Annotated in this window: 26 protein-coding genes and 1 pseudogene; 19 read left to right on the forward strand and 8 right to left on the reverse strand. The window is 57.8% G+C overall.

What is annotated here, in order from left to right; all coding sequences use genetic code 11:
* Positions 1–4: 4 nt before the first annotated feature.
* The 7 genes from ACFW0B_RS08710 to ACFW0B_RS08740 all read left to right on the forward strand — a co-directional run bounded on the left by ACFW0B_RS08710 (position 5) and on the right by ACFW0B_RS08740 (position 5,954).
* A complete protein-coding gene (locus ACFW0B_RS08710) occupies positions 5–1,540 on the forward strand; it encodes an efflux transporter outer membrane subunit (protein ID WP_449147531.1) in 1,536 nt (511 codons plus the stop codon).
* Positions 1,537–2,661: an HlyD family secretion protein gene (locus tag ACFW0B_RS08715; protein ID WP_449147532.1), complete on the forward strand. Its 1,125-nt coding sequence runs from the start codon at positions 1,537–1,539 to the stop codon at positions 2,659–2,661. Before ACFW0B_RS08710 ends, ACFW0B_RS08715 begins: the two co-directional genes overlap by 4 nt.
* Positions 2,651–3,709, forward strand: a complete 1,059-nt coding sequence (locus ACFW0B_RS08720) for a DUF2955 domain-containing protein (protein ID WP_449147533.1) — start codon at positions 2,651–2,653, stop codon at positions 3,707–3,709. The genes ACFW0B_RS08715 and ACFW0B_RS08720 overlap by 11 nt, the downstream gene beginning before the upstream one ends.
* Before the next feature lie 107 nt (positions 3,710–3,816).
* Entirely contained in the window at positions 3,817–4,278 is a 462-nt protein-coding gene (locus ACFW0B_RS08725) for a PA2169 family four-helix-bundle protein (protein WP_449147534.1), read from the forward strand.
* Between the two features lie 173 nt (positions 4,279–4,451).
* Positions 4,452–4,583, forward strand: coding sequence for a hypothetical protein (locus ACFW0B_RS08730; protein ID WP_449147535.1), 132 nt, complete (start codon positions 4,452–4,454; stop codon positions 4,581–4,583).
* Between the two features lie 111 nt (positions 4,584–4,694).
* Complete coding sequence (locus ACFW0B_RS08735) at positions 4,695–5,426, forward strand: substrate-binding periplasmic protein (protein ID WP_449147536.1); 732 nt, start codon at positions 4,695–4,697, stop codon at positions 5,424–5,426.
* An 18-nt stretch (positions 5,427–5,444) separates the two neighbouring features.
* A complete protein-coding gene (locus tag ACFW0B_RS08740) occupies positions 5,445–5,954 on the forward strand; it encodes a CGNR zinc finger domain-containing protein (protein ID WP_449147537.1) in 510 nt (169 codons plus the stop codon).
* Position 5,955: 1 nt separating this feature from the next.
* Here the strand turns inward: ACFW0B_RS08740 and ACFW0B_RS08745 are convergent, their stop codons facing one another.
* Entirely contained in the window at positions 5,956–6,840 is an 885-nt protein-coding gene (locus ACFW0B_RS08745; protein WP_449147538.1) for a LysR family transcriptional regulator, read from the reverse strand.
* A 108-nt stretch (positions 6,841–6,948) separates the two neighbouring features.
* Here ACFW0B_RS08745 and ACFW0B_RS08750 point away from each other — a divergent pair, with 108 nt between their 5' ends.
* Both ACFW0B_RS08750 and yfcF read left to right on the forward strand, forming a co-directional pair.
* Positions 6,949–8,004, forward strand: a complete 1,056-nt coding sequence (locus ACFW0B_RS08750; protein WP_151133656.1) for an NAD(P)H-dependent flavin oxidoreductase — start codon at positions 6,949–6,951, stop codon at positions 8,002–8,004.
* A gap of 13 nt (positions 8,005–8,017) precedes the next feature.
* Positions 8,018–8,650 (forward strand): glutathione transferase, encoded by a 633-nt coding sequence (gene yfcF / locus ACFW0B_RS08755; protein WP_151133657.1) that lies wholly within the window; start codon positions 8,018–8,020, stop codon positions 8,648–8,650.
* A gap of 372 nt (positions 8,651–9,022) precedes the next feature.
* Here yfcF and ACFW0B_RS08760 read toward each other — a convergent pair whose 3' ends face one another.
* Positions 9,023–9,520 carry a winged helix-turn-helix transcriptional regulator gene (locus ACFW0B_RS08760; protein ID WP_151133658.1) on the reverse strand — a complete coding sequence of 166 codons (498 nt, stop codon included), beginning with the start codon at positions 9,518–9,520 and terminating at the stop codon, positions 9,023–9,025.
* A 207-nt stretch (positions 9,521–9,727) separates the two neighbouring features.
* Here ACFW0B_RS08760 and ACFW0B_RS08765 point away from each other — a divergent pair, with 207 nt between their 5' ends.
* Entirely contained in the window at positions 9,728–10,354 is a 627-nt protein-coding gene (locus ACFW0B_RS08765; protein ID WP_151133659.1) for a cysteine hydrolase family protein, read from the forward strand.
* An 11-nt stretch (positions 10,355–10,365) separates the two neighbouring features.
* Positions 10,366–11,574 (forward strand): MFS transporter, encoded by a 1,209-nt coding sequence (locus ACFW0B_RS08770; RefSeq protein WP_178119321.1) that lies wholly within the window; start codon positions 10,366–10,368, stop codon positions 11,572–11,574.
* Between the two features lie 221 nt (positions 11,575–11,795).
* On the opposite strand, the gene ACFW0B_RS08775 is transcribed toward ACFW0B_RS08770, so the two are convergent.
* A complete protein-coding gene (locus tag ACFW0B_RS08775; RefSeq protein ID WP_449147539.1) occupies positions 11,796–12,719 on the reverse strand; it encodes a LysR family transcriptional regulator in 924 nt (307 codons plus the stop codon).
* A 126-nt stretch (positions 12,720–12,845) separates the two neighbouring features.
* Here ACFW0B_RS08775 and acuR point away from each other — a divergent pair, with 126 nt between their 5' ends.
* From acuR to ACFW0B_RS08790, 3 genes are all read left to right on the forward strand, one after another.
* Positions 12,846–13,466, forward strand: a complete 621-nt coding sequence (gene acuR, locus ACFW0B_RS08780; RefSeq protein ID WP_178119322.1) for an acrylate utilization transcriptional regulator AcuR — start codon at positions 12,846–12,848, stop codon at positions 13,464–13,466.
* A 45-nt stretch (positions 13,467–13,511) separates the two neighbouring features.
* Positions 13,512–14,495 carry an acrylyl-CoA reductase (NADPH) gene (gene acuI, locus ACFW0B_RS08785; protein ID WP_449147540.1) on the forward strand — a complete coding sequence of 328 codons (984 nt, stop codon included), beginning with the start codon at positions 13,512–13,514 and terminating at the stop codon, positions 14,493–14,495.
* 97 nt (positions 14,496–14,592) lie between these two features.
* On the forward strand, positions 14,593–15,615 hold the full coding sequence (locus ACFW0B_RS08790) for a D-cysteine desulfhydrase family protein (RefSeq protein ID WP_449147541.1): 1,023 nt from the start codon (positions 14,593–14,595) through the stop codon (positions 15,613–15,615).
* 64 nt (positions 15,616–15,679) lie between these two features.
* Here ACFW0B_RS08790 and ACFW0B_RS08795 read toward each other — a convergent pair whose 3' ends face one another.
* The 3 genes from ACFW0B_RS08795 to ACFW0B_RS08805 are packed head-to-tail and all read right to left on the reverse strand — an operon-like array spanning position 15,680 to position 17,287.
* On the reverse strand, positions 15,680–16,390 hold the full coding sequence (locus ACFW0B_RS08795) for an SDR family NAD(P)-dependent oxidoreductase (RefSeq protein ID WP_003291493.1): 711 nt from the start codon (positions 16,388–16,390) through the stop codon (positions 15,680–15,682).
* A gap of 28 nt (positions 16,391–16,418) precedes the next feature.
* Entirely contained in the window at positions 16,419–17,075 is a 657-nt protein-coding gene (locus ACFW0B_RS08800) for a DsbA family oxidoreductase (protein WP_151133663.1), read from the reverse strand.
* Positions 17,072–17,287 carry a tautomerase family protein gene (locus ACFW0B_RS08805; protein WP_046614894.1) on the reverse strand — a complete coding sequence of 72 codons (216 nt, stop codon included), beginning with the start codon at positions 17,285–17,287 and terminating at the stop codon, positions 17,072–17,074. The genes ACFW0B_RS08800 and ACFW0B_RS08805 overlap by 4 nt, the downstream gene beginning before the upstream one ends.
* Before the next feature lie 223 nt (positions 17,288–17,510).
* Here ACFW0B_RS08805 and ACFW0B_RS08810 point away from each other — a divergent pair, with 223 nt between their 5' ends.
* Together ACFW0B_RS08810 and ACFW0B_RS08815 are read left to right on the forward strand one after the other, a co-directional pair.
* The gene (locus ACFW0B_RS08810; RefSeq protein WP_151133664.1) at positions 17,511–18,425 is read left to right on the forward strand and encodes a LysR family transcriptional regulator; all 915 of its coding nucleotides are present in this window, start codon (positions 17,511–17,513) and stop codon (positions 18,423–18,425) included.
* A gap of 200 nt (positions 18,426–18,625) precedes the next feature.
* On the forward strand, positions 18,626–19,573 hold the full coding sequence (locus ACFW0B_RS08815; protein ID WP_151133665.1) for an aromatic alcohol reductase: 948 nt from the start codon (positions 18,626–18,628) through the stop codon (positions 19,571–19,573).
* A 100-nt stretch (positions 19,574–19,673) separates the two neighbouring features.
* Here ACFW0B_RS08815 and ACFW0B_RS08820 read toward each other — a convergent pair whose 3' ends face one another.
* Positions 19,674–19,922: a hypothetical protein gene (locus tag ACFW0B_RS08820; RefSeq protein ID WP_151133666.1), complete on the reverse strand. Its 249-nt coding sequence runs from the start codon at positions 19,920–19,922 to the stop codon at positions 19,674–19,676.
* A gap of 61 nt (positions 19,923–19,983) precedes the next feature.
* Here ACFW0B_RS08820 and ltrA point away from each other — a divergent pair, with 61 nt between their 5' ends.
* Positions 19,984–21,276 (forward strand): group II intron reverse transcriptase/maturase, encoded by a 1,293-nt coding sequence (gene ltrA / locus ACFW0B_RS08825; RefSeq protein WP_244620735.1) that lies wholly within the window; start codon positions 19,984–19,986, stop codon positions 21,274–21,276.
* 185 nt (positions 21,277–21,461) lie between these two features.
* A pseudogene (locus tag ACFW0B_RS08830) lies at positions 21,462–21,666 on the forward strand (LysR family transcriptional regulator); the annotation flags it as partial.
* Positions 21,667–21,695: 29 nt separating this feature from the next.
* On the opposite strand, the gene ACFW0B_RS08835 reads toward ACFW0B_RS08830, so the two are convergent.
* On the reverse strand, positions 21,696–22,355 hold the full coding sequence (locus tag ACFW0B_RS08835) for an MOSC domain-containing protein (RefSeq protein WP_151133667.1): 660 nt from the start codon (positions 22,353–22,355) through the stop codon (positions 21,696–21,698).
* Between the two features lie 110 nt (positions 22,356–22,465).
* Between ACFW0B_RS08835 and ACFW0B_RS08840 the strand changes: the two genes are divergently transcribed.
* Entirely contained in the window at positions 22,466–23,347 is an 882-nt protein-coding gene (locus ACFW0B_RS08840) for a LysR family transcriptional regulator (RefSeq protein WP_151133668.1), read from the forward strand.
* Positions 23,348–23,434 lie beyond the last annotated feature (87 nt).

Consider the following 23,434-nt stretch of genomic DNA (forward strand, 5'->3'; position numbering starts at 1 on the left):
CGCCATGGCTCGTTCCGCCTGCCTGCGCCTTCTGCTGCTGGGTACCCTGGGTCTTGGCGGCTGCGTGCGCCTGGGCCCGGACTTCCAGCCGCCTCGCGAGCCCTGGGTGGAGCACTGGAGCAGCACGGCGGTGGAACAGGTCAGCCTCAACCGCCCGCAGCCAGACTTCATCCAGTGGTGGCAGGTATTCGAGGACCCGATCCTCGATGCGCTGATCGCCGAGGCGGACACCCATAACCCCAACCTGGAAATTGCCGGCCTGCGAGTAATGGAAGCCCGTGCGCAGTTGGGTATCGCCGTGAGTGGCCGTTATCCGCAGTTCCAGCAGGCCAGCGCCGACAGCCTCTACCTGGACCGTGATCAGTCCGGAGGCCAGAACCCTCGCGACACCCATTCCTGGCAGTACAGCGCAGGGTTCGATATCGCCTGGGAACTGGACTTCTGGGGACGCTTCAGCCGCGCCATCGAATCTGCCGACGCCGCCTACTTCGCCGCCCGTGCCAACTACGAGGACGTCCTGGTGCTCCTGCGAGCCCAGGTGGCGGATACCTATTTCGTCATGCGCACCTTCGAAGCCCGCCTGGGCATCGCCCAGGAGAACGCTGAGCGGCAGAAGCGCAGCTTCGAAATCACCGAACGCCTGTTCCGCAGCGGCGACAGCTCGGAGCTGGACTTCCAGCAGGCCAAGACCCAGTACCTGGGCACCCTGGCGACCATCCCGGACCTGGAAGCGCAGCTCCAGCGGACGCGCAACACCCTGGCCGTACTGCTCGGCCGCCCGCCCGGAGCGCTGCCAGAACTGTCGGGCGGGGAAGGGCAGGTGCCGCTGCTGGACCGCGCGGTCCTGCAGGACGTGCCGGCGAACCTGCTGCTGCGCCGCCCGGATGTGCGTGCCGCCGAACTGGCGGTGGCCGCCCAGTCGGCCTTGATCGGCGTTGCCGAAACCGACCTTTATCCCTCGGTGACACTTCTGGGCAGCATCGTCTGGAGCGCCTCGACCCTCGATGGGGTGCCGGACACCCTGGACCTGGTCGCCGGCCCCGGCATTGCCTGGAACGTCTTCGACCACGGCCGCATCAAGAACGACGTGCGGGTGCAGGACGCCCGACTGCAGCAGCTGATCGAGGCCTATCGCGACCGCGTGCGCCAGGCGGCGCGGGAAGCCGACGACGCCGCCACCGGTCTATCCAAGGCGCTGGACAGCGAGCGCATCCGCCGAGAGAGCGCCCTGGCCGCGCTGCGCTCCCTGGACCTGGCCAATGCCCAGTACCGCGAGGGTTTCGCCGACTTTCAGCGGGTGCTGGACGCCCAGCGCGAATTGTTCCAGCAGCAGGAGAACTACCTGCTCAGCCGCAGCGATGCCGTCAGCAACCTGATCGGCCTGTACAAGGCCCTCGGCGGCGGCTGGTACCGGGATGGCCCGATGATCGACGACGCCACCCGCAAAGAGATGCAGCAACGGACCGACTGGGACGACCTGCTGGACGAGCCGCCTCCGGCCCGGCCGGTCACAGATAGCGAACAAGGTGAACGAGAATGAGCGAGCAATCGCAGGCCGAAGCACCGAGCCAGCCCGAACCCACGGGCAAGCCCGATGCGGCGGCGAAGGGAACCCGCTGGGTGGCGCTGGTCATCGTCCTGACGCTGGCCTGGTATCTGCTGGCGGACCGCTTCACCCCCTATACCCAGCAGGCCCGCGTGCAGGCCTTTGTGGTACCGGTGGCGGCGGAAGTCGCAGGAAGGGTCACCAAGGTGAATGTGCGCAACAACCAGGACGTGGAGGCGGGCGCCGTGCTCTTCGAGCTGGACCCGGAGCAGTACCGTATCGCCGCCGATCGCGCCCGCGCCGACCTGGAAACCATGCGTCGGCAGATCGGTGCCAGTACCGCCGCCATCGACTCGGCGCTGGCCTCGCTGCGGGCCGCCCAGGCCAATGAGATCAAGGCCCGCCAGGACAGCGACCGCCTCGAACGGCTCTACCGGGAGGATCCGGGCACCATCTCCGTGCGTCGCCTGGAAGTGGCGCGTGCGACCCTGGAGCAGTCCATCAGCCAGGTAGCTGCGGCGCGTGCCGAAGTGCAGCGGGCGCGGGAGCAGCAGGGGGGCAGCGAGGAGGAGAACGCACAGTTGCGCAGCGCCGCCACCGCGTTGGAAAAGGCCCAGCTCGACGAGACCAATACGCGTGTAAAGGCACGTTCCGCCGGACTGATTACCGACTTGCGCACGGACGTCGGCCAATACGTCGGGGCAGGCAGTCCGGTGATGACCCTGATCGCCATCCACGACCTCTGGCTGAGCGCCGAGATGACCGAGAACAACCTGGGCCACGTCGAGGTGGGCAGCCCAGTGGCCATCGTGCTCGATGCGTTTCCGGGCCGGGTGTTCGAAGGTCGGGTGCGCAGCGTCGGTTACGGCGTCAGCGTGGGCCAGGCACCGGCACCCGGCACCTTGCCGACGGTGGAGAACAGCCGCGACTGGCTGCGACCGGCGCAGCGCTTTCCGGTCATCGTGGAATTCGCGCCCGGCGAGCTGGACCAACTGCGTGGCTTGCGCGTTGGCGGCCAGGCGGAGGTCATGGCCTTCCCCATCGAGGGCAATCCGCTCAATCCCCTGGGCCGCGTGTTCATCCGCCTGATGAGCTGGCTGTCCTATGCCTACTGAGCAAGACCCGCGCGGCCGGCGCGCCTTGCGCCTGGCCAGCGGCGTCGCCCTGGCCCTGGCGGTGAGTTTCGGCATGGCCTTGCCGATTCCCTTCCTGGCGCCGATCTTCGTGCTCCTGCTGCTAGTGACGAACAACCGTCCATTGCCCTTGAAAGCCGCCCCGGCGCTGGCCCTGGTCATCATGCTCACCACCGGCAGCGGTCTGCTGATGATCCCGCTGCTGCAACACGCGCCACCCGCTGGCGTGCTGTTGGTGGGCCTGTGCCTGTTCCTGTGTTTCCGCCATGGCCTGCGCGGCGGCAATCCGCTGGTGACGCAGTTCCTCGTGGTCGGCCTGACGATGATCTCGGCGGCAGGCACCTTTCTTTTCCCCCTGGCAGTCACCGTGATCGAGGCCCTGGCCAAGGGCATGCTGCTGGCCGTGCTGGTGTCCCTGGTCAGCCACGCCTTGTTCCCGGAGCCCGCCGATGCACCAGCGGCGCGACCTCGTCCGGTGCTGGATGCCAGCGAATCCGCCTGGATCGCCCTGCGCGCCGCGCTGGTGGTGCTGCCGGCCTTTCTTCTCGCGCTGATCGACCCGAACAGCTACATGCCGCTGATCATGAAGTCGGTCAGCCTCGGTCAGCAGGTCTGTGGCACCTCGGCCCGCACCGCCGGCCGCGAACTGCTGGGTTCGACGCTGCTCGGCGGCCTGCTTGCGATCCTGTTCTGGAGCGCCTTGAGCCTGTTCCCGCACCTGTGGATGTTCTTTCTCTGGATGTTGTTATTCGGCCTGGTGCTGGGCCGGCGGCTCTATGCCCTGGCGGCGCCCCGGCAGACGCCGGGATTCTGGATGAACACCCTGGTGACCCTGATCATCCTGCTGGGCCAGTCGGTGCAGGACAGCGAGTCCGGCAAGGACGTCTACACCGCCTTCGCGGTGCGCATGGCGCTGTTCATCGCCGTCACCCTGTACGCCTGCGCGGCGGTCTACCTCATCGACCGCCGGCGTTTCCAGCTGCAGCGCCGCCAGGAGAGGGCGGCCCTGGCGCCCGAGAAATCAGACTGAACGAATTGCCACGGCAGCGCGTCGGAATGAGGTAGGCCCCTCGCGGGCCTTTCAGCCACCTGTTGGCTCGGCGCGGCATCGTCGGCGCCAGGCCGGGAGCTTGCCCCATGGACAACCCAGACGATCGTGAAGACATCATCCGCACCCTCAATACCCTGATCGAGACCTGCAAGGACGGCGAAGCCGACTTCACGGCCTGTGCCGCTGACGTCCAGCGCTCGGACCTGCAGGAATGGTTCACCACCCGTTCGAAAGACTGCCGCAATGCAGCCACCGAGTTGCAGCGTTCAGTGGTGGAACTGGGCGGCAGGCCCGGGCAGAGCGCCAGCGTCAGCGGCGAACTGCATCGTCGCTGGGTCGACCTTAAAACCCTGGTTTCCGGCAAGGACGAACAGCTCATCCTCGACGAGGCCGAGCGCGACGAAACCCTGGCGGCCAAGCAGTACGCCGAGGCCCTGCATCAGCCGTTGCCCACCGAGATCCGCGCCATGGTCCAGCGCCAGTACGAAGGCGTCCTGCGCAATCACGCGGAAATCAGGGCCATGCGCAACATCGCGCGTACGGGCTGACAACAGAATCGATTCTGCCTGTGACGATTCGAATGCACGAGCGGGTAGGGTGCGCCGTGCGCTCCGGCGGTTCGCACAGCGCACCCGGTCCAGACCGGTTGGCAGGAAGCCTGAATCATTGCCAACGCGGACCTGTCGATTACAACAGGAACAGCAACGTGAGGAGATTGCTCATGAGCGATCTTGTCAACGTCTGGGTACCCGCCAAGCGTTTTGGCGTGAAGGTCGTGACATCCCTGGCGGCGCGCCGCCGCAAGAAGCGCAGGAAGGTAGTCAGTGTGACCCGGTTCGTGGCGATGGTGTGATTGGGTCTGATCTCGCGAAGGTGCGAGGGGAGGGCGTGCCGCCCCGGCTCCATGGCCGGAATTGACTAAACTGGCTACCGGGGCTTCTCTCCACCTTTGAGAAGAAAGCGTATGCCGCGTGTTCTTATCCTGGCGTTCGGCCTGTTGTTCTCCGCCTTTGCCTGGACGCAGACCATCATCGCGGCAGCCGACGCCTATCCCCCCTTTGCCGATCCGGCGCACCCTTCGCAGGGGATCAGCTTGCAGATTGTTCGGGCCGCGTATGCCACCCAGGGCTACACGGTCGACATGCGCTTCGTTCCCTGGGCGCGAGCGGTCAGCGGCGTGAAAAACGGCGAGTACGACATCCTGCCCAATGCCTGGTGGACGCAAGAGCGGGCGGCGTTCCTACTGTTCAGCGAGCCCTACATGAGGAGCGAGATCAAGTTCATCAAGCGCAAGGGTGATCCGTTCGAATACCACGGCCTGGAAAGCCTGACCGGAAAAACGGTGGGGATTGTCAAAGGCTATGGCTACGGCGACGACTTCCTCAATGCCGCCCATTTCTCTCGGCCCGAGGTTTCCAAAGTCCTGCAAAACATCAAGAAACTGGTTCGCGGGCGAATCGATTTGACGCTTGAGGACGAGGTAGTCGCACGCTGGATCATCAAGAACAATGCGCCTGGCCTGATGCAACAGATCGAGTTCACCCGTAACAGCTTGTCCAGCCAACAAATGCACGTAGCCAGCAGTTTGAGCAGCCCGCGCCACAAACTCCTCATCGACCAGTTCAACAAGGGGCTGGCCGCGATCAAGGCGAATGGCACCTACGACAAGATTCTTCGGGAGAACGACCTGAAGTAACGCGGCCCGGGTGACGCCGTGAAATGGCATTCGAACTGGCGGAAGGATGACCTTTTGAACAGTGATGAGCAAGCCTCTACATGGCTGGCTCAAGCTGGATTTGGTCCTGCATCTTTACCGTCAGCGAAAGGCGGAGTGCTCCTATCGAACCTCCGCACCCTGCGGGATGCGGTTGAAGTCCTTGTTCATGCACGGCGCGAAGAACGCGACGCCGACCCTTCGGTGCTCAACAGTTTCTTGCGTGATGCCGTACCGCAGTTGACATGGGTTGCTCATCAACCAGAGCTGGACCGTTTTCATCACAAAGATGAATCCAGCCGCCAGCTCGCCAGGTTGGCGTACTCAGCAGCAGAGCTGCTGGCAGAAGGTGATTTCAGTCTTGTCAGGAAATGCGAGAGCCCGGACTGTTCACTCATGTTCTATGACCGAACCAAATCTCATAAGCGACGCTGGTGCAGCATGGCCTTGTGCGGGAACCGTCATAAGGTGGCTGAGTTCCGAAAACGCCGCCAAGGCCAAGCGGGATGAATCAGGTCAGCAGCAGGTCTCGCAACGATTTGAAGGCCGGGGTGTTGTAGCCAGCACGGCAAACCAACTGGGTATCAGTCTGCATAATCGGATGCAGCGTCAGGTTCGTCGTGCCGCCAATCAGTTCTAGTACGGAACGCGGCACGATGCCAAAGCACGACCCGGCCGTCACACACGCCAGTATTCCGTGATACGACCCAAGTTCCTGCACCTTCAAAGCTCGAAAAGGATGTCCCTTCCCGCTGTTGAACCACTGCTCGGCGATTTGGCGGTATGAACAGCTGGAGGCGAAACCGCCTAGTGTCGTCAACGACACATCATCGGGCCCATTCACTACCGGATGACCTTCAGGCAACACCAATACGAGTTCTTCGGTGAAGACTGGGAGGCTCTCAATTTCAGGCGGGAACGGCTCTGCTTCCCAACGCCCATCCTTGAGGGAAGAGGGTTGTGCGACCAACGCACAATCCACACGCCGCTCCATCACAGCATCAAGCATTCGCCCCGTCGGTCCGGTTGTAACGGTCAACTCCACCTCTGGATGCTCGCGGTGAAAGCGAGCCAGTTTCTGTGGCAGGCGACTGGCAGCAGTACTTTCCATTGTCCCTAGGCGCAAGGGGCCTGATGGGCTATCTGGGTGCATGGACTGCTTCGCTTGTTCTGTGAGTGCAAGGATCTGCTCAGCGTATAGAAGGAACTCTTGGCCACGCTCGGACAGTTTCATGCGTTTTCCATCACGCAGGAAAAGCTCAACACCCAGTTCGTCCTCAAGCTGCCGGATCCTGGTCGTGACGTTCGACTGCACGCGATTCAGGGCCGCGGCCGCTCGCGTCACGCTTTGCGCTTCCGCTACCGCACGAAAAATTTCCAATACCGCCAGATCCATCAAGCACCTCAAATCTCTTGCAGAGAACGTGTTGTCAGAAATATTCTCTATGAGAGATATTAAGTCAAGCTCATGCTAGGGCCTGACGAGACAACAGAGGTAAACGCAATGCCAAACCCGCTGCAGTCGCTTCTTGAGATCGAAATCCCCGTCATCCAGGCCCCCATGGTCGGGGTCTCAACGCCCAAACTGGCCGCAGCGGTTTCCAACGCAGGCGGACTGGGGTCAATCGGCGTTGGAGCCAGTTCGGTAGAGCAAGCCAGGGAAATGATCCGCGAGACCTTTAGGCTGACGGACAAACCGTTCAACGTGAACGTTTTTTGTCATCGCCCCGCTGAGCGCGATGAGGATTTGGAGCAAGGCTGGCTTCGCGGTCTTGCACCTCTTTTTGCTGAATACGACGCTGATCCGCCAAGCTCGCTGAGAGAGATCTACACCTCCTTCGTAGAAGATGTACCGATGCTGCAGATGCTCCTGGAAGAGCGGCCTGATGTAGTCAGCTTCCATTTCGGTCTTCCTCCCCAGTCGATGATCAATGCACTCAATGCAGCCGGAATCGTGACGATGTGCTCAGTCACAAACCTCGATGAGGCGCAGTTGGCTGAGCGCGCTGGCGTGCATGTGCTCATAGCCCAAGGTATCGAGGCCGGGGGCCACAGAGGAGTCTTCGAGCCGGCGAACGATGATGCGATCGGTGTCATGGCTTTGGTTCGGTTGCTGACATCGCGATGCAAATTACCAGTGGTAGCGGCCGGCGGGATTATGGATGGGGCAGGGATCAAAGCTGCAATGACGCTCGGCGCCTGCGGTGCGCAGCTTGGCACAGCCTTTATCCTCTGCCCTGAGACATCCGCAAACGCTGCCTACCGGGAAGCAATGAAAAGCCATCGCGCCTATCACACCCAGGTTACCAGTGTGATTTCTGGGCGACCTGCCCGGGGCATAGTCAATCGTAACTTCACGGATCTACCTTCGGAGCACGCCTCTATACCGGCATATCCCGTCACCTACGATGCCAATAAAGCTCTGAATGCCGCAGCAAACGCACAAGGTAATTTTGATTTCGCGGTGCAATGGGCGGGGCAGGGGGCTCCGCTTGCTAGGGAAATGCCAGCAGCAGCTTTGATCAAGTTGCTAGCGGCTGAAATCAACTGTGAGCATTGAACGAGGAGCGGGTATGTCATCCAAGGTTCAGTTGTACGTAGACCATTTGTTCGCTAGTCCCTACTCCATGTCGGTATTTGTCGCCTTGGTGGAGAAAGGTCTGGATTTTGACATCATTAACATCGACATCGACGCTGGTGAGCAGCACAGCGCTGAATACGCCAAGCTATCGATCACGCGCCGTGTGCCCATGATCATTGATGACGGTTTTGCGTTGACTGAATCCTCAGCCATTACCGAGTATCTGGATTACGTTTACCCCGACGGGCCTTTATATCCTCGTGCGCCCCGTGCTAAAGCACGTGCTCGGCAACTTCAGGCATGGATACGCAGTGATTTCATGCCCATTCGTGAAGAGCGCTCCACTGCTGTGATCTTCTACCGACCAACCAACAATCCGCTATCCGAAAACGCCCAACAGGCCGCGCATCGGCTATTCGAAGCGATCGATCCGCTGATAGAAAATCCAGAGGCCAATCTCTTTGGGGAGTGGAGCATCGTCGATGTTGACCTGGCTCTTCTTCTGAATCGGATGGTCATGAACGGTGACGATGTACCACCGAAGCTGGCCGCCTATGCGAAAAATCAGTGGAAACGGCCATCGGTAGTCCGATGGACTGCTCAAGCTCGGCCTGATATTGACTGAGCCCGCCTGGGCCTAGCCTTCATGAGTGCCCGCGTAGGCATTCATGAGGCAACATTCGGAGACGCCCCATGCACCGCCCAGGTCTACTCTCTGCCGGGCACGCGATCGGCGGTGCATCCGGCGCATTTTTCGGAGGGTGGATATTCGATCACACGGGTGAGTACGTTACCTTGTGGTACGTCTCCATCATGCTTGCCGGCCTGGCAGCAGCTTTGATCATCCTATTGAAAGAAGAGAGGGAGCCTGCCGGTACTATTCAGGCTCAGGACGCTTAGTCTTTAGGCACTGAGCGAGCCCCCGGCTAATCGCTTCCCTTCATAGCATTCACTTCCAATTCAAACATGTCAGTACAGGAAAGCCTCTTAGCCTCAGCTACTTCCGCTTGAAGGCATCACGACGAGACTCGCGTTCGTGAAGGAAACGATCGCTGATCAGCGCTTCCAAGTCCTTGCGTTCCACAGCGTCGCCGCAGTGAGGACAAACGCTGGCCACACCCACATCATGGCCGCAGGCGCGGTGCACGAAATGCACGGCCAACCCCTCATCCGGGTTCTTGCACCACTTCTCGCCCCAGGCGCGCAGCGCGTAGATCACAGGATAGAAGTCCCAGCCCTTGTTGGTCAGATGGTATTCGTAGCGCAGCGGCTTCTCGCTGTAGGGCCGGCGTTCGACCAGGCCATTCGCCTCCAGCGCTTTGAGCCGCGAAGTCAGCATCTGGGGCGTAGCGGTGGTCTGGATCTGCATTTCCTCGAAGCGTGTCGCGCCCATGTACAGCTCACGCAGGACCAAAATGGTCCATTTGTCGCCCACCAAATCCATCGAGCGTGCCACCGGGCACACCGTATCGCTTGTCACGTCCAGCATCGACATCACGCTGCTTTCTCCGCAGAAACTATTGTTTTCATAGTAACCCAGCGTGATTAACCATGTCGCATGGATTAACGCTCAAAGCCTCATCCCTGTTGACACTATGTTTTTCATAGTTAGTATGAAGCCTATGCGGCTTGCGCTGTCGCAGCGCGGCATCTGTCGGTATAGCAAACGTCCCAGAACGCCTCTCTCACCTGGAGCACCATCATGACCCATCCTGTGTATGCCTCGGAGCGGACCGCTCTGCTGCTGGTCGACCCCTACAATGACTTCCTGTCCGATGGCGGCAAGCTTTATCCCATGCTCAGAAGCGTCGCGGACGAGGTTCAACTGCTCGACAACCTGCGCAGGACCGTTGCCGCCGTGCGGGCACAAGCAATTCAGGTGTACTACGTGCCTCATCGGCGCTGGCAGCCCGGCGACTACACCCGCTGGGATCACCCCAATCCCACCCAACGCCTGATCCAGGAACGTCACACCTTTGCCAAGGGCTCCTGGGGCGGCGAATGGCATCCCGACTTCGTGCCACAGGAGGGCGACATCATCATCCAGGAACACTGGGGACAAAGCGGGTTCGCCAATACCGACCTCGATTTCCAGCTGAAGCAACGAGGCATCACACACTTGATCGTCGTCGGCCTGCTGGCGAACACCTGCATCGAATCGACCGCACGCTTCGCCATGGAGTTGGGTTATCACGTCACGCTGGTACGCGATGCGACAGCCGCCTTCAGCAAGGAAATGATGCACGCGGCGCACGAACTGAACGGGCCGACGTTTGCGCACAGCATCGTCGACACCGACGGGCTCGTACAGACTTTGCAGCAGCAGTGAAGAGGCTACGCATGTCTGCCTCTAGCGCATCGCCAATGGGGGTTTCCAGCCGCCTTGCCACACTCATGGCCATGTGCTGCGCGCTGGCGGTCTCGACCATCTACTACCACCAGCCGCTTCTGCCGCAGATGGCAGCGTCGTTTGGCATGGCGCCGACACAGGCCGGTCTGGTCGCCACGCTGACGCAGCTTGGCTATGCGCTAGGCCTGCTGTTCATCGTGCCACTCGCCGATTGCCGACAACCACGCCAACTCGCGCTGCTGGCCATCGCAGGAAATGCCGTTGCCTTACTTCTTTGCGCGGTATCACCGACTTTCATGATGCTGTGCGTAAGCAGCCTTCTGGTCGGGGTGACGGCGATCACTGCGCAGCTCATCATTCCCTGTCTGTCGGGGTTGGCTACTCCGGCTGAGCGAGGTCGAATCGTAGGGAGCCTGCTCAGCGGCCTCTCGGCAGGCCTGTTACTGGCCCGCATGCTCGGGGGCTTCGCCGGTGCACATGCGGGGTGGAGAGTCGTCTTCGTGCTGGCCTCGCTCAGCGATGTCCTACTGCTGTTCATCGTTGCCAAGCGCCTGCCCGCCACCGCGAGTCTGCAGACGATAAGCTACGGGCGGCTCCTGGGTTCGTTAGGCAGCCTGGTCAAACAGGAAAGCGTGCTGCGTTACTGCGCGGCGAGTGGCCTGCTGATGTTCGCTGCATTTAGTGCGCTGTGGGCCTCGCTTGCCGCGCTATTGGCACAACCTCCATACGGACTCGACTCCGCTACCATTGGTCTGTTTGGCCTGGTCGCGTTGTTGGGCATCGTCGCGTCACCTTATATCGGCACGCTGACCGATCGCCTGGGCAGACACATCATGGTTCTAGCCGGCGCGATGACCCTCGCCCTGGGCTTCGCCTGCATTGCAGCGGGCGGGCAACATCTTGGCTGGCTGATCCTCGGCATGGTGCTGCTGGACCTGGGCAATCGTGCCGGGCTGGTTGCCAACCAGGCACGCGTATTCACCCTGAGGACCGAGGCCAGAAGTCGGCTAAACACCGTATTCATGGGGTCGTATTTTCTGGGGGGAGCGATCGGCGCCGCATTGGGGAATTATGGCGTGCACGAGGCCGGCTGGATCGGCCTTGCCGCGGTTGGCATTCTGCTGTCTTTAGCGGCCACAGTTATCAATGCGCTTGCACCCCGTGAATCGAGCTCGACGATGGGCGAGGTTCGCCCCTGAGCGATTAAAAGACGACTCGACAGCGCATCTTTTGCTGGTTTGCTTGGCTTCCAGCCATGCCGTAAGCTGGCATTCAACTCCCAGGCGGGCGCAACACTCACCCAAGAATCGAGACATCCAATCCGCTTGGCTCCCCATCAAGCTCTCATAACTGGGTGGGGATCCTGCGTCGTGTTTCGTTCGCCCCTACTCGAACACGGAACGGGGGACCAACTTTCGTGCTAGAGCGAAGCCCACTTTTCGCGATACTGAACCAGGAAATCCACAAAAGCGCGCACCCTCTGCGGGATGTGACGACTTTGAGGGTACAACAACGTGTACGGCCTCGATCGCCCGCTAAACGGTTTCAAGACTTCGACGAGTCGCCCATCAGCGAGCTCTTGTTCCACGATGAATTTGTAGGTTTGGAATAATCCGGCACCGTTCCTGGCAAGTGTCACTCCGCCCAGCACGTCGTCGGAACAGGAATAGCTTCCAGCAGTGAATACCTCACGCTCTCGACCGTCCTCTTGGAACAACCAAGAGATACGCCGCCCGCTACTCGGAAGCTCAAATTGAATGCATTCATGCTGGTCTAGGTCCTGCAATGTCTGCGGTGCCCCGACCTTCTGCAGGTAGGCCGGAGGCGCTACGACAACCAATTTTGCATCCTCCAGTAACCTCGCAATCATCGTGGAATCAGGCTGCGCTCGTACTCGAATCGCCAGGTCGTACCCTTCTGCAACGAAGTCGATATTTCGATTACCGAGGTGGATATCAACGGTTACCTCAGGATATAGCTCCCGAAATTTTGGCAGCAACGGCAGGATTCGGTGGTGCCCATAGGTCGTAGGCAGGCTGATACGAAGGCGGCCTGAAGGTGTTGCTTGAGCGCCCATAACTGCCTGCTGGGCCTCCACCAGTTGCGTGAGCGCCTGGCTGCACTGCTCGAAAAAATCCTTTCCCACATCGGTCAATCGGATGCTTCGGGTAGTCCTTGCAAACAGCCGAGAGCCAAGCCTTTTTTCCAGGCGAAGGATCGACCTGCTCACTGCGGCCGGAGTAACGCCAGCGAGCTGCGCTGCGGCAGTAAAGCTGCCCGCTTCTGCGGACAGGCAAAACAGCTCAATACTTCCCAACTGCAGATCGTCAAAATGCCGCTTCATAGGATTTATCCGTACAGGGGCTGGTAGAAGGCTTGGTGTCGGACTGCAGTAGACGGTTGCGCCGACCGGAGAACGCTGCTTGACATTTAGACTGCTCGGTCTAATTATCCTTGGATGGACATTCCAATGAAAGCCCCCAGGCGCGGGCGCCCTCCAAAAATCTCGCGTAGCGATCCCGATACTCGGCGTGCATTGATCCGCTGTGGCGTGGAGCTGCTGACCGAGCAAGGATTCAACACTACTGGTATTGAACAGGTTCTCAAACGGGTCTCCGTACCGAAAGGCTCCTTCTATCACTATTTCGACAGCAAGGATGCCTTCGGGCGTGAGGTCCTCGCTGAATACGGAAATTTCTTTGAGCGCCGCCTGCGCCGGATCCTGCTCAACCCCCATCGAGAACCGTTGGAGCGCATCGAAGATCTGCTGCAGGAGTCGCTCATCGGCATGGAAAAGTACAACTGGCGTCGCGGCTGCCTGGTAGGCAATCTCGGCCAGGAAGTGACTTTGCTGCCCGATGATTTTCGCGATCAGATAGAGAAGATTTTTCGCGTTTGGGAGGCACTACTCAGCCAATGCCTCCAGGAAGCGCAGGCCAACCAATCGATAGCCCAGTCTGTGGAGTGTCAACAACTGGCAGCTTTTTTCTGGATTGGCTGGGAGGGCGCAATCACGCGCGCACGTCTCTGCGAAAGTGGTCACCCACTGTCGATCTTCGTCAGGGGATTTCTCACCGGCATTGCCCGGTGAGTTTTTATCGTCGATTACTAGACAATCGGTCTAAAAGGAGTCGCTATGTTCAATGCAGTCGTTGTGGAGAACCAGGAAGGCGCTAAGCAGGCCCATTACAGAGAGCTATCCGATGACCAACTGCCATCCGGCAGCGTCACCGTTGCGGTGTCTCACAGTACCCTGAACTACAAAGATGCCCTTTGCATCACAAGCCGCAGTCCGATCGCCCGGCACTTTCCCATGATTCCTGGGATCGATTTTGTAGGGGTAGTGGAGCGCAGCGAAGACAGCCGCTATCGCGAAGGCGACGCTGTTTTACTCAACGGCTGGGGTGTTGGGGAAAGTCATTGGGGCGGACTATCCCAGAAGGCCCGGGTGAGTGCAGATTGGCTGATTCCACTTCCGCAGGGGATGACACCCCGTAACGCCATGTCGATAGGCACCGCCGGTTATACATCCATGCTTAGTCTGATCGCTCTAGAGCGCGCCGGGCTCAGGCCCGATGCTGGACCAGTTTTGGTAACCGGGGCGAATGGTGGCGTCGGCAGCATTGCAGTCGCTCTACTGGCCGCCCGCGGGTATGAGGTCATTGCCTCGACTGGCCGGCTAGATGAGGCAGATCACTTGATCCAGCTGGGCGCGACGGAAATGATTGACCGAAACACATTATCCACACCCGGTAAGCCGTTGGGCAAAGAGCGCTGGATAGCGGCGATTGACTCGGTAGGAAGTCACACCCTTGCGAACGTATGTGCTCAGACCAACGCCGACGGCTGGGTTGCCGCTTGTGGCCTGGCACAAGGCATGGATTTCCCGGCAACGGTAGCGCCCTTCATTCTGAGGGGGGTGAGCCTCTTGGGGATCAACAGCGTCACACGTCCTTATGCCGAACGAGTCGAGGCATGGGCTCGACTGAACGCGGAGCTGGATCTGTCGGTTCTGGAGCAATTAACAAGGGAAGTACCGCTTTCAGAGGTCATCCCTGTTGCAGATGACCTTTTGGCTGGAAAGATTCGCGGACGCCTCGTTGTAGATACCAGCGTTTAACCCATAGCCCAAGCGCTTTCGATGTTTTCGAAGAGGCCAGCCCTCGCGTGGGGGCTGGATCGCTATGAATGTGAAACACCAACCGGAGCACATGCCAATGAGAGATGCTCAAAAGGACATATTGGACGCTTTCGATAAAGTGACGCTCATCGAGTCGGCAACACCGATTCAGCGGCTACAAAAGCTTGAACTGCGACTGGGTATCAAGCGAGTCAATCTGTACATCAAGCGTGACGATCACATGGCATTCGCCGGGGGTGGCAACAAGCTTCGCAAGCTTGAGTTCCTGTTAGGTGAAGCGATCGCACAAGGATGCGACACAATCGTCACGACTGGCGGACTCCAATCTAACCACGCACGACTTACTGCCGCTGCATCTGCGCGACTCGGCTTGGACTGCGAACTGGTCCTCGGCAGGGTAGTGCCGCGGCATGATGCCGAGTACGAAAACAACGGCAACGTTCTGCTTGATCAGATCTATGGCGCCAAGCTCCATGTACTCCCGCCAGGGGAAAAGGCAGCCGAATTCGCAGCTAATCGAATCCAGCTGCTGATCGAAGAGGGCAAGAGACCCTACCTGATCCCTATGGGGGGATCGTCTCCTCTTGGCGCGCTGGGTTACGCCAAATGCAGTGATGAGATAATGCAGTATGAACGGGATAACGACATCCGCTTCGAGAAGGTTCTTCTACCTAACGGCAGCTCGGGTACTCATGCGGGTCTAGCTGCAGGTTTCGTCACTCGTGGACGCTCCCCGACGATCATTCGATCCTATTCAGTGTTGGGAGAGCAAGAACAGGCGGTGCAGCAAACCTTGAAGCTCGCTAACGACGCGCTGGCATTGGTTGGGTCTTCAGAGATCGCGCCCAATCAGATCGATGTAGATGGGAATCACCGGGGGGAGGGTTATGGGATTCCGACAGCTGAAGCTCTTGAGGCAATTGCATCTCTAGCTAAGACCGAAGGTATCTTGCTTGATCCGGTTTACTCTGCAAAAGCCTTTGCCGGCATGCTTCATGACATAGCTGCGGGAGATTTCGTCGAGGGGGCCAACCTACTGTTCCTATTCACAGGCGGCGGACCAGGCGTTTATGCCTATCGCAGCGCATTCGCTTTCTAAAAAACCGGTCCTCAGAGGGAGTCTGCTCATCACCGGGATGTGCCGGTGATGAGCATTCTGTCAATCAATGGCCTGCGCTCTGACCGCCGTCGACGTGCAGGATCTCGCCGGTGACAAACGAAGCGCTGTCCAAGTAAAGAATCGCTTGAACGATGTCATTGATCTCGCCCATGTGACCGACGGGGTGCAGCTTGCCGAGGGCATCGTGAGTTTCGGCGCCATGCATTGGGGTCTTGATGATGCCAGGCGATACGGCGTTAGCGCGAATGCCTCGCTTGGCATACTCAATCGCGATCGATTTGGTAGCAGCGTTGATGCCACCTTTGGTGAGGGATGCCATTACCGACGGAACGCCGTCGATTGCGTGGTCAACCAGGCTGGTGGTGACGCTGACCACATGCCCGCTACCATTCTTTTCCATTTCCGCGATGGCGAGCTGGGAGATGTAGAAGAAGCCGCTCATATTGGTCGCAACGACCTGCGCATAGTCTTCTTTGGTGTAGCTGGTGAATGGTTTGGCGACGAAAATCCCGGCGTTGTTGACGAGCGTATCGATGCGCCCGAAGCGGGCCACGGCTTCGCGCACAACTCGTTCCGCTGTGGCCGGATCCGCAATATCACCGGCAACAGTCAGGATATCTGGATCGGTCGATGGTTGAATGGAGCGCGAGGTCGCTACCACTTTGTGGCCGAGGGCTCGGAACCCTTCCACTACACCTGCACCAATGCCTTGAGATGCGCCAGTTACGATGATGACTTTTTGAGAATTGCTCATGATATTTCCTCTACGATGGATTAAGGTTTCAGTTAGACGAAGCGGCTTGTGCCGCCTGCCTTAACACTTGCTCGTAATACTCAACAGACTGTGAGCCTGCGACGACTTGCCGATTGTTCAGTACCATTGCGGGTACAGAGTTGATGCCGCGGTCCAAGTAAAAATTTTCGAGCGCTCGGACTTCATCGGTGAATTGCCCGCTTTCAAGTACTACCTGCGCTTGCTGGGCGTTCAAACCGACTTTCTGAGCCAACGCCACCAACGTCTGGTGACTGCTAGGGTTTTGCCCGTTCACGAAGTAAGCCTCAATCAGCGCTCGGTGGAGCTCGCTTTGGAGCCCTTCGTTCGCTGCCCAGAACAGCAGGCGATGTGCATCGTGGGTATTGAAAAAGTGAGTTCGCCTTTGGAGATTGAACTCAAAGCCGAGCTCCCGTCCTCTTTCAACAATCATCTGATTACGCGCCGCCACCTGCTCCGCAGTTCTTCCGTACTTGCGAATCATGTGCTGGATGGCGTCCTCACCTTCGGCAGGCATATCGGGATTGAGCTCAAACGGTTTAAACGTCAACTTGACGTCGATTTCGTCGGCTACGTTGGCGATGGCTTGGTCCAAGGCAGTCGAGCCCAATGCGCACCAGGGGCAGACAACATCAGAAACGAAGTCGATTTTTATCGTGTGCTTCATGGCTTTGACTCCGACAATTGCTTTCTGTACTCGGTAGTCGTAATGCCGGAGTAGCCCCAGTTATCAGTGTCGACTTCTTCGATCACGATGTGGGTCAACTTAGGATCTTTATGAAGCACGCGCTCCATAGTTTCAGTAATTTCTTTTATTACCTGAGCCTTTTGCTCTCGGGTAACACCATCACGAGTGATGCGGACGCTGATGAATGGCATAGGAAGTTCCTCTATCAAGTATGCATTTGGGTGATGAGCAGTTGATGGAGAAACTTTAAGAATTCAGAGCAAATTGATAAATATGCCCTGAGGTACTTCATTTGTGACCTCGTGTATCGAATCACGGGGCACCTGGGTAGGCCTTTTTTGGCTGTTACCTGTCTGTGCACAGCTGTGGCAGCCTATAGCTGCCGGTCGTGCTTCGCAGAGAAGAGGGGATGGGATGGATCGTTTGCAAGCAATGCAGGTTTTTGCCCGGGTAGTGGAGACCAACAGCTTCAATAGAGCAGCCGAGGCCTTGGGGATCATGCCATCCTCGGCCACCCGGATGATCAAGAATCTTGAGGATTACCTGGGGGTCCGCTTACTCAATCGGACGACACGACAGCTGAGCCTGACAGCGGATGGTGAGCATTACTACCGTCACTGCCGACAAGTGCTGGCTGACATTGATCGGGCGGAATCCACCTTTCCGGGCGGGAATGCCACGCCGCGAGGCAGATTGCGTGTGGATATCTCGAATTCTTTAGGTCGTCTTTTCGTTCTACCTGCAGTGCGCGAGTATCAGCAGCGATTCCCTGAGGTTGAATTGGTCATCGGCCTGAGTGATCGGACCGTAGACTTGGTACAGGAAGGCATCGACTGCGTGGTCCGTACCGGAGTGCCGCTTGACTCTGCAAGCCTGGTAGCTCGGCAAATTGGCAGTTTCGACTGGGTAACGTGCGCCTCTCCACAATACCTACAAGCGTATGGCGTACCCAGGTCCTTGGACGACTTGCAGAAGCATCAGTCAGTGGGTTACCTGTCTAGCAGGACCGGGCGATCCATCGAATGGCATTATTTGGTCAACGACGAACCCGTCTTTGTTCGAGTCCCTGAAAAGCTAGCGGTAAATGATACTGACGGCTATGTGACATGCGGGCTAGAAGGTCTTGGCCTGATACGGGTGGGCAGCTACATGGTTTGGCCCCATTTGGATTCCGGCAGACTAGTTTCAGTGCTTGAGGGTTACACCGCACCGCCCGTGCCGATCTCAGTGATGTATCACCACAGCAGTTACCACTCACCGACGCTGAGGTCGTTCGTAGACTGGGTCATTGAGCTATTCAAAAACTCAAAATTAGGACTAGGCAATTAACTCATCACACCTCCTCCCTGCATGCCAAGCGTTGAAAGCCAAATGGTGGTAGTGGTCATAATTCGATTTTTTGCAATTGTGAAATCGAGTTACGGCACAGACATCATGAATGCTTTTGTCCAAAATCGTTAACTGGCTAGCGACTGTAAGAGTCGCCAACTGCTCATACTGAGGGTTTTCAGTTCTAACGAGGTGGCTTTATGACTAACGAGACTACTTTTAACAAGCGCAAGATACTCGTGCTCGGCGCAGGTGAATTGGGGCTAGAGGTTCTGAGAGAGTTATCTGCACAAGGAGTGGCCATCGGAAAGGCAGAGGTTTCGGTAATGCTGAGGACATCATCCAGCAGTTCTTCAAGCCAACGGAGTCAACTGCTCACGGAACTGGATGCTCTTGGGGTTAGCGTGATTGCGGGGGATGTGGTGGGTGACACCCTGGAAACCATAGCCGAAACCTTTGGCAAGTTTGAGGTAGTGGTTAGTTGCGTAGGCTTTGCTGCTGGTCCAGGCACTCAGCTGAAGCTGGCCTTGGCAGCTATCGAGTCAGGTATCAGAAAATACTATCCTTGGCAGTTTGGTGTTGACTACGACGTGATCGGCCGCGGTAGCGCTCAGCCACTCTTCGACGAGCAACTTGATGTTCGTGATCTATTGCGATCGCAAAGCAGGATCGACTGGACGATTATTTCTACTGGTATGTTCACAAGCTTTCTCTTTGAGCCATCCTTTGGCGTCGTAGATCTCGAAAACAGGACAGTTAATGCACTTGGCGACTGGGATACGTCCGTTACTGTCACCACGCCTCAAGACATTGGTAAGTTGACAGCGAAAGCAGTACTTTCCGAGCCTGAAATTACCAGTAAAGTAATCTACACTGCGGGCGATACCGTTTCCTATCGTCAGCTGGCAGATCTCGTAGATGAGGCGCTGGATTGTTCCGTTGCAAGGAATGTTTGGACGATCCCTTTCTTGCAGGACGAGCTCAAAAAGGATCCCACCAATGTCTTGAAAAGATATCGGCTGGTGTTCGCGCAAGGCAATGACAACGGCGCTGGTGTAGCGTGGAACAAAGAAGTATCTTATAACTATATAGAAAATGTAAAAGTTTCAACTATAGCCGACTGGCTTAGATCCAACGCAGCGGTATAGCCTCAACTTATGACTGCTATCGCTTGCCAAATACAACAATTAAAGCTTGTTTGCTTAAAGCGGTAGCAGTCGCCGAATTGTATACCCGTTTTTTCTAGATTTAGCGTTTGGACTGCAGAGCGATCCGTGATACGGAGAAGAAACCGTTCGCTTTAATAACAATTTTAAAATCGTAACCCAGCTGCTGTGCCATATGTCGAAATGCGGCCATTTCACGTCGCGCCGGATTGCTTTCGTTGTCATCCTCAATGGTGGCACTCAGCTCGACTAAATGCTGCTCAATCATCGCTAAAACGCTATCGACGTAAGGAGATGGAATCGTGATCTGCCTGTCGCCTAGTATGCTCATCAAGTCAGCTTTCCTTTATTCCTAACTTCTGTCATAGAGAAGCAATTTTCGAATATTGGCCGTGAAACGAGTGACGGAGAATAGAGGCAAGAGGACACCGGGCGTTGACGGCAAGATCTGGTCAACCCCCACGGCCAAATCGAAGGGAGTACAGGCGTTACAGCAGCGAGGCTATCGGCCCCAACCACTGCGACGCATCTACATACCCAAAAGCAATGGCAAGCAGCGTCCGCTCGGAATTCCGACGATGCGGGATCGTGCCATGCAGGCGCTATGGAAACTGGCTCTAGAGCCTGTCGCCGAAACGCGTGCAGACCCCAACTCATATGGATTCCGGCCGCACCGGTCAACGGCCGACGCCATCGCTTATTGCTTCGACGTTCTGGCGAAACGCAGCTCAGCGCCGTGGGTGCTTGAAGGGGATATTCGAGGCTGTTTTGACAATATCAGCCACGACTGGCTTCTCGCCAACGTGCCCATGGATAAAGCAATCCTGCGTAAATGGCTTCGAGCGGGGTATGTCGATCAGGGAGCCTTGTTCGCAACGGAGGCGGGAACCCCGCAAGGGGGAATCATCTCTCCGGTACTCGCGAACTGGACGCTGGATGGACTGGAAGAGGTCGTCTACGCAAGCGTGGCTGCAACAGCGCTCCAGCGTCAGCCATTCAAAATACACGTCGTGCGGTATGCGGATGACTTCATCGTGACCGGCGCCACGCAAGCTGTTCTGCAACACCAGGTTCGCCCCGCCATCGAGGCCTTCCTGAAACAGCGTGGCATGGAACTCTCAGATGAAAAAAACCAGATAATGCATATCTCACAAGGCTTCGATTTTCTCGGCCAGAACGTACGCAAGTATGCCGGCAAGCTGCTCACCACTCCGGCTCGCAAGAGTGTGAAAGCGCTGTTGGATAAGGTTCGGGAAATCGCGAACGGAAACCGGGTGGCGACGCAGGCTAACCTGATCTTGACCCTCAACCCAGTGATCCGGGGATGGGCCATGTATCATCGTCATGTGGTCGCGGCTAAACGCTTCGCGTGGATCGACCATCGAATTTGGCAGGTGTTATGGCGCTGGGCTGTCCGCCGGCACCCCATGAAAAGTGCCCACTGGGTGAAACAGCGATACTTTCGTACCGTGGGTCAACGGCACTGGGTTTTTACTTCCAAGGAAAAAATACGCGGCATGAACCAACCGGTTTGGCTTTTTGCCGCCGCCAGTGTTTCGATTGTGCGGCATATCAAGATACGCAGCGCGACGAACCCGTTTGATCCTGCATGGACGTTTTACCTTGAGCGCCGAAGCGCGCATCGTCAGGTAGCCCGGTCTCACTCAGGCTGCTGGAAGGCTTGAGCCGTATGCGGTGAAAGTCGCACGTACGGTTCTTAGGGGGCCCTAGGCCAGCAATGGCCTGGGGGCTACCCGACTAGTGCACAGACCGATCCGGAAGGCCGCAAAAACTTTGAATTGATCGCGGTGAGAAGCGAAGAGCGTATTGGTGGCATAGTTCGCGAGTAACTCATACCAGAGACGCATAAATGACTGTGGAAAGCTTCGACCAACTCGCGATCTTCTCGACCGTGGCACAAGAGCGCAGCTTCACCCGCGCCACAGCCAAACTCGGCATGTCGCAGCCCGCCCTCAGTCGAGCGATGCGTCAGCTTGAAGAGCGCCTGGGGGGCCGATTGCTTGCCGCGCACCACGCGAAGCGTTTCTCCCACGGAAGCGGGCGAACACCTGCTGTGCCAGCATCCGGAGGAGTTGGTTGTGCGCTACTCCCGAAGCCATTTCACTTTCGCTTCCAGTCGCCGCTTCCAGTCTGGTGAAAGGCCCGAAACCGTCATAAGTTCGTTGAGATCGTCGATTGACGGACGTTGAGCAATTTGTACCTGCCAGAATTGATCGATGGAAAACCGATCCGTTTTTCGTTCCAGCAGAGCTATCTTGTCGCCGACTTCGATGTAACCCGGGCTGAGAACCCGGTAGTACCAACCCGTGATCCTGGCCTGGGCCACATACACCGACATGCGCTCGACACCAGTGCGGTGGTTGATCTTCCAGCAAGGGGTGCGGGGCTGGGAGACCTGCAGGACTGCACCGCCCACCTGAAGGATGTCACCGATATGGACGTTGCATTCGGATAGATGGAACGCCGAAATATTCTCGCCCAGACTTCCGGGAATCAGGGTTGGTTCGATACCCGCGAACATCTGCGCGATCTGCGCATAGTGCTCTGCAGGGTATTGGTGAACAGCCTTCTCCGGTCCACCGTGAACTCTGGTATCGCCGTGCTCGTCGCCCACAATGCCACTCACCTCCACGCGGACACGACCTGATATCCGGCGCTTGAAAATACCGCTGAGCTGCCCGTTAGGCTCTAGGTAGCCCATCCCTCCGGCGAACAGGTGCTCGATGGTTGAGTTCAAGCTCATTTGGAAGATCTCATCATAGGTGTGAAAGGTACTGTGCCAATCCTTATGAATCCCGTAAAGTGATGCTTAGAGATTGAAGTGATCACTCATAATGATAAATAGAGGTCGTCATGGAGATGCGTCAGCTGAAAATCTTCTGTGCGGTGGCTGAGTACGGAAGCTTCACGGCCGCAGCCGAGAAGGTGTGCACAGTGCAATCCAATGTCACCATGCGGGTGAAGGAACTCGAATCCGAGTTGAACCAGCAACTGTGCATTCGACATAAGAGTGGTGTGGTGCTTACGTCAGCCGGGCAAACCGTGCTGGATTACGCGCGACGCATTCTGCAGCTCACGGATGAATGCCGCAGCGCACTGCTTGACACGGCGACGCCCATGGGACTCCTTCGGCTTGGCTCGATGGAAACGACAGCTGCCATACGGTTGCCGCAGGTTCTGACGAAGTACCGGGAAAAACACCCTCAAGTGCAACTGTCTTTGCTGACAGGCACAACCGTTGAACTGATAAAGGCTGTCGAGAGTCATCGGCTCGACGGCGCTTTTGTCGGTGGATTCCACCAGAACCCGGCGCTGTCGCAGCAAGAGGTGCTTCAGGAGGAACTGGTTCTGGTGAGCAGTCGCGAGTTCGACTCGTTGGAAAGGCTAACCAGCACCATGCCCCAGCAGACGGTGCTGGTGTTCCGTACAGGCTGTTTTTACCGCTCCACCCTTGAGCACTGGTTCTATCAGGCTGGACTTGTCCCCAGTCAGATCCTCGAAATGGGGACGCTTGACGGCATCCTCTCGTGTGTATCGGCGGGGATGGGCGTGACCTTATTGCCTCGGGCCATCGCGGAAAGCTATGGGGAAAGACACAGTATTCGCTATCACCAGCTTCCGCCCGAGATCGCTAACGTCAAGACCGTCTTTATCCGTCGGAACGACACGTTAGTCACTCCCGCACTGGCTGCTTTTATCTCCGTGGCACTCGGCCAATTCATTCCAGCAATTTAGCTTGGGGACAACGATCCTGGCGATTGCTCACCCTTGGAGTACACAGCCAGCGATGATGTGGCTGTTTGGACTCGCCCCTATCAAACC

Origin of the sequence: Metapseudomonas phytobenefica (genome assembly GCF_043392685.1) — a bacterium.
In the GTDB taxonomy this organism is placed as follows: Bacteria; Pseudomonadota; Gammaproteobacteria; order Pseudomonadales; family Pseudomonadaceae; genus Metapseudomonas.

What these genes read in the sequence shown, in the direction of transcription:
- ACFW0B_RS08725 (WP_449147534.1), top strand. Translation starts at nt 3,817, where the DNA reads ATGGACAACCCAGACGATCGTGAAGACATCATCCGCACCCTCAATACC.
- ACFW0B_RS08765 (WP_151133659.1), top strand. Translation starts at nt 9,728, where the DNA reads ATGACCCATCCTGTGTATGCCTCGGAGCGGACCGCTCTGCTGCTGGTC.
- ACFW0B_RS08790 (WP_449147541.1), top strand. Translation starts at nt 14,593, where the DNA reads ATGAGAGATGCTCAAAAGGACATATTGGACGCTTTCGATAAAGTGACG.
- ACFW0B_RS08805 (WP_046614894.1), bottom strand. Translation starts at nt 17,287, where the DNA reads ATGCCATTCATCAGCGTCCGCATCACTCGTGATGGTGTTACCCGAGAG.
- ACFW0B_RS08770 (WP_178119321.1), top strand. Translation starts at nt 10,366, where the DNA reads ATGTCTGCCTCTAGCGCATCGCCAATGGGGGTTTCCAGCCGCCTTGCC.
- ACFW0B_RS08715 (WP_449147532.1), top strand. Translation starts at nt 1,537, where the DNA reads ATGAGCGAGCAATCGCAGGCCGAAGCACCGAGCCAGCCCGAACCCACG.
- ACFW0B_RS08760 (WP_151133658.1), bottom strand. Translation starts at nt 9,520, where the DNA reads ATGTCGATGCTGGACGTGACAAGCGATACGGTGTGCCCGGTGGCACGC.
- ACFW0B_RS08810 (WP_151133664.1), top strand. Translation starts at nt 17,511, where the DNA reads ATGGATCGTTTGCAAGCAATGCAGGTTTTTGCCCGGGTAGTGGAGACC.
- ACFW0B_RS08840 (WP_151133668.1), top strand. Translation starts at nt 22,466, where the DNA reads ATGGAGATGCGTCAGCTGAAAATCTTCTGTGCGGTGGCTGAGTACGGA.
- ACFW0B_RS08720 (WP_449147533.1), top strand. Translation starts at nt 2,651, where the DNA reads ATGCCTACTGAGCAAGACCCGCGCGGCCGGCGCGCCTTGCGCCTGGCC.
- yfcF (WP_151133657.1), top strand. Translation starts at nt 8,018, where the DNA reads ATGTCATCCAAGGTTCAGTTGTACGTAGACCATTTGTTCGCTAGTCCC.
- ACFW0B_RS08835 (WP_151133667.1), bottom strand. Translation starts at nt 22,355, where the DNA reads ATGAGCTTGAACTCAACCATCGAGCACCTGTTCGCCGGAGGGATGGGC.
- ACFW0B_RS08730 (WP_449147535.1), top strand. Translation starts at nt 4,452, where the DNA reads ATGAGCGATCTTGTCAACGTCTGGGTACCCGCCAAGCGTTTTGGCGTG.
- ACFW0B_RS08800 (WP_151133663.1), bottom strand. Translation starts at nt 17,075, where the DNA reads ATGAAGCACACGATAAAAATCGACTTCGTTTCTGATGTTGTCTGCCCC.
- ACFW0B_RS08710 (WP_449147531.1), top strand. Translation starts at nt 5, where the DNA reads ATGGCTCGTTCCGCCTGCCTGCGCCTTCTGCTGCTGGGTACCCTGGGT.
- ACFW0B_RS08745 (WP_449147538.1), bottom strand. Translation starts at nt 6,840, where the DNA reads ATGGATCTGGCGGTATTGGAAATTTTTCGTGCGGTAGCGGAAGCGCAA.
- ACFW0B_RS08815 (WP_151133665.1), top strand. Translation starts at nt 18,626, where the DNA reads ATGACTAACGAGACTACTTTTAACAAGCGCAAGATACTCGTGCTCGGC.
- ACFW0B_RS08820 (WP_151133666.1), bottom strand. Translation starts at nt 19,922, where the DNA reads ATGAGCATACTAGGCGACAGGCAGATCACGATTCCATCTCCTTACGTC.
- ACFW0B_RS08735 (WP_449147536.1), top strand. Translation starts at nt 4,695, where the DNA reads ATGCCGCGTGTTCTTATCCTGGCGTTCGGCCTGTTGTTCTCCGCCTTT.
- acuR (WP_178119322.1), top strand. Translation starts at nt 12,846, where the DNA reads ATGAAAGCCCCCAGGCGCGGGCGCCCTCCAAAAATCTCGCGTAGCGAT.
- ACFW0B_RS08750 (WP_151133656.1), top strand. Translation starts at nt 6,949, where the DNA reads ATGCCAAACCCGCTGCAGTCGCTTCTTGAGATCGAAATCCCCGTCATC.
- ACFW0B_RS08795 (WP_003291493.1), bottom strand. Translation starts at nt 16,390, where the DNA reads ATGAGCAATTCTCAAAAAGTCATCATCGTAACTGGCGCATCTCAAGGC.
- ACFW0B_RS08775 (WP_449147539.1), bottom strand. Translation starts at nt 12,719, where the DNA reads ATGAAGCGGCATTTTGACGATCTGCAGTTGGGAAGTATTGAGCTGTTT.
- acuI (WP_449147540.1), top strand. Translation starts at nt 13,512, where the DNA reads ATGTTCAATGCAGTCGTTGTGGAGAACCAGGAAGGCGCTAAGCAGGCC.